Here is a 3,817-nt window from a genome sequence, read left to right as displayed (position 1 = left end):
TAACCAGAGGTAATTATCAATTATCCATTATCAATTATCAATTAATGAATCAGATTCTATATTAGACATCTCCAGAAAAGAAATTAAATATTCCTTTTGTCAAATCTTTATAGAAAGCTTATATGGAATATCTCTACATTCTTTTGTGGAGATGTCTATTAGTTATTATCTATTAATTTATTATAGGCTGGAGTTGATCAATTAATTCTTTTGAGCGGATAACCCGTGCTTCTTCTTTGAGGTGGTAGTGAGTATCAGCAAATAAATTGGAGTCAGTCCACAAATTTAATGATTCTTTGTCATAAATTGTAGGAGCAATTTTGCCTAACTCTTCAGCAGTTTTCTTAACATTCTTGATAGTTCTTTCATCTGTACTACCATAAATAACAGGTAATGAGATGAGCAAAGTTGCTTCTTTAGCCTCCAACTCCTCTCGAAATTGTTTGATTCGTGCAATTGAATGAGGAGTAATAGGTTTCTTAACTGTCATTTGCCACCACTTACTTTTACGCTCCCATGTTTTCGTTGGATCGCCCCAGTCTGTAATCGGATCGGCATAATACTCTGGAATATAGTCCGGATCTTCTGCCTTCTTTACTATGTCTATAGTAGATTTTGTCAAGTTTCTAAGACTAGGGACACCTAAACCAAAAGTATCTTGGCCAAACTTCTTAGGTGGAATTCCTCCTAACCCTGGTTTTCCAATAGCGAACCCAAAGTAAGTAGAGCGATCGCCAATTCCATCCTCATCCAAGAGCATTAAGTATTCAGGAATTATCAACACAATATCTCCTGGACGAACTTGCTCCAAAATAGTCGGAAAAATTACATTTAGACCCAAATTACCATCCAAACCAAAGTTAAATACAGGGATACCAAGTTTTTCCCCCATTAGCTCAGAATTGACAGTGTAGTGCGCTCCCGATCCACCAACAATTATTACTCTTTTTGAATCCTCCAACTCAGCAGCTAGTGCCACCTTATTATAGTACATTCCCCGTAATCGACCAATTAGACCGCCAGAATAAACGTTGTAAAAAAAACCAAGAGACCAAGCAAAACCAGGAATAACTAACCAAGGGAGAATTTTTAGTAGGTTCTTCATAAAAATAAAAAATCAATCAAGTTATCCGTCATATTCTCAGGGAAGCGATTTCCCTAATCGATCATCTAGTATAGCTAAATATATTACCTTTCCACCATCCCTGCTATTGAAGGAAGCTAAAGCTGAGGATTTTAACTTATTCAACAACAAGTATTGCATTACTTTAGATTTTAACCCAAAAATTTCCTCAAAAATCCCACCAATGACTGTATACTTTAAGCTCAAAGGAGGCAAATTTTGTAGTAATATTGAATTATGGCTCAATTAATTTAATTAGGGTTTGCTGAAAAAGTCTTATGGGTGAGGGGAGGAGACAGGAGACAGCAGACAGGAGACAGAAGAAATGGGGAATTTAGAGGAGTTAGTCTAATATTTTATCCCTCAATTTTTCTGCAATTATTCTCCTCAAAACCCTAACTTTCTGCTTGATCAAGCTGAATTCGCCAGACTTTATGGAGTAAAAAAAGCCTAAAACCTTTATCTATCAATGCTTTTAGATTTAATCAGCCAGCCCTAATTAAGCTTTTATCACACACCAAAAGCAATAGCTCATAGCTGTTTTACTACTGCATAACGCGCGTTTTTTATGTTCCGTTTGCGTAGCATTCGGCAGCAAAGGAAAATGTGGAGTGATATGAAAAACCTAGTTCCGATCCAGGAAGCGAGCTGATGGCTAAATGCTTAATTCAGAATCATTATGTTTTGGCGACTTATTCCCCTACTAACAACAAGCGGAAAATTACAAATGGCAATAGATGAATGGTTACTACACCAACATCTCCAAGGAAAAATTCCACCGACTCTCCGCTTTTATACTTGGCAACCAGTCGCCATTTCTCTCGGTTATCATCAAAAATCCTATCCCGAATATTGGCAAAACCTCCTCTGGCAAAACACCCCTGTGGATATTGTGCGTCGTCCTACTGGTGGGAGAGCTGTTTTGCATCAGGGGGATTTAACTTATAGTCTGATAACTTCTGGTTTTACTGGGAGTCGTATTGAATCTTATCGAGCTATTTGTGAATTTTTAATCCAAGGGTGGCGATCGCTTGGTATTAACTTAGTTTATGGTAGTGCCGGAAGAGGCTATATTAATAACCCAAACTGTTTTGGAACTTCTACAGGTGCAGATTTAATTTTACCTAATGGGACAAAATTAATCGGTAGCGCGCAATTGAGAAAAAAAGGAGCAATATTACAACATGGTTCTATGATTTTAGCACCTGATGTTGAGTTTTTTATTCATGTTTTTAACTCTCAACCATCCCCTGGAGTTTCTGATATTTATGCATCTTTTTTATCACCAAATGATAGGGGAGAAAGTTTGATTAATCAGATTATTGAAGCATTGATTATGGCAGCTAGTGAATGTTTTAAAATTCAGTTAATAACTCAACCTTTATCAGATCAAGAATGGGTCGAAATCCGTAATTTGGCTAATACCAATTTATGATTGTTTTTCAACTTTTGCTGAATTTATATTATGTCTATATAAAAAATTGGACAAATAGTCAGAGGCAGACGTTTATTTTAACTGCACCCGTCCTCTAACAACAGAACGCAACAATCTATTAACACTACAACGCTCTTCTTCAGTCAGAGAATCATCCAACACAGCAGCCATAAGGCCATAACGGTCTGATTCAGTGAGAGAACAATTTTCGGCAACAGAGGCCATGATTTCGTTGATTGCGCCGGGGAGTAATTGAACTTGAAACATGAGACTTACCTTGAACTCTATACCTTAATCATCTTCTGTTTTTTTGGTTATGGTGGTGACTTGTAGTTGAAGTCGAGAGTGATTTTTTGATATCAGGAGAGTGAGTTATTCAGACATAACAAAGTGAAGCACATAAACAATTTTTGTGACCAACATCACTCTCCCTAACGCTGCTACACGGAAGTTAAAAGCGAGTGCGTAATTCTGAGGTCTTCTACGGGGCATATAAAATGCGGAAGTAATTCCGCACACAGCCCCTCGAGAATGTAAGACGCACATCTGACAGTCAAAACTATTCCTGAGTAAGGCTTTTATGATTTTGTAACTGCTCAGTTATTTCCGCTATCCTGGACTAGACGAGATAAAATACTACTTCTATTCAAAGTTAGCGATCGCCTGAATATTATAGGACTTATAAAATTTATTTCTGAAGAACTCCAGTTAATCAGGACAAACAATAAATATTTGCCAGACTACTCGACTCATAGACTCACAATATTTTATGCAGCGTTAATCTCAGTAGGTATTTTAGCAAGGCCAAGATAATAATTTTGATGGTGGTGCATGGTAATGGTATAGAAAGTCTGGGGAATATAGGGAATGTGGGAAAAAAATGTATATTTTCACCATTACTATGCAGAACTACCATAATTCTTACCTACTGCATAATTTGGACTTTGGACAAAACAAAGAATATTTATGCTAACTACCAGAATAGGGGTAATTAACTGTTAAACTTAAACTGTATAAAATAGTTGTCAAACGTAGAAAAGTATTGTAATATTAAACAGTTAATGGAAAGCGTAAATTTAGGCAATGAATGATTTCGAGCATTATTTCGAGTATTATAGTAATCACGGGCGAGGGTAACAAAATTTGAGTAGACAGAGCAATTGATTGTTGTTGACAGACATATAATTAGACGAACACATAACTTTTGGCAGGTGTGCGATGAGTTAGCTTTTAAGTCAAAAAACCTGTATAACTTGGCT

The 3,817-nt window shown here is 36.5% G+C and carries 3 protein-coding genes; 1 reads left to right on the top strand and 2 read right to left on the bottom strand.

The genetic code is table 11. From position 1 onward, the window contains the following. Positions 1 to 172: 172 nt before the first annotated feature. The gene (locus ACP6PL_RS20505; RefSeq protein ID WP_426547126.1) at positions 173 to 1,105 is read right to left on the bottom strand and encodes a hypothetical protein; all 933 of its coding nucleotides are present in this window, start codon (positions 1,103 to 1,105) and stop codon (positions 173 to 175) included. A 697-nt stretch (positions 1,106 to 1,802) separates the two neighbouring features. Between ACP6PL_RS20505 and ACP6PL_RS20500 the strand changes: the two genes are divergently transcribed. Further along, positions 1,803 to 2,558 (top strand): lipoate--protein ligase family protein, encoded by a 756-nt coding sequence (locus ACP6PL_RS20500; protein ID WP_426547125.1) that lies wholly within the window; start codon positions 1,803 to 1,805, stop codon positions 2,556 to 2,558. Positions 2,559 to 2,630: 72 nt separating this feature from the next. On the opposite strand, the gene ACP6PL_RS20495 is transcribed toward ACP6PL_RS20500, so the two are convergent. Then, a complete protein-coding gene (locus ACP6PL_RS20495; protein WP_426547124.1) occupies positions 2,631 to 2,825 on the bottom strand; it encodes a hypothetical protein in 195 nt (64 codons plus the stop codon). Positions 2,826 to 3,817: the final 992 nt, after the last annotated feature.

This window comes from Dapis purpurea BLCC-M126, assembly GCF_050015975.1.
In the GTDB taxonomy this organism is placed as follows: domain Bacteria; phylum Cyanobacteriota; class Cyanobacteriia; order Cyanobacteriales; family Microcoleaceae; genus Trichodesmium.
This window is presented reverse-complemented; position numbering and strand designations above follow the sequence as displayed.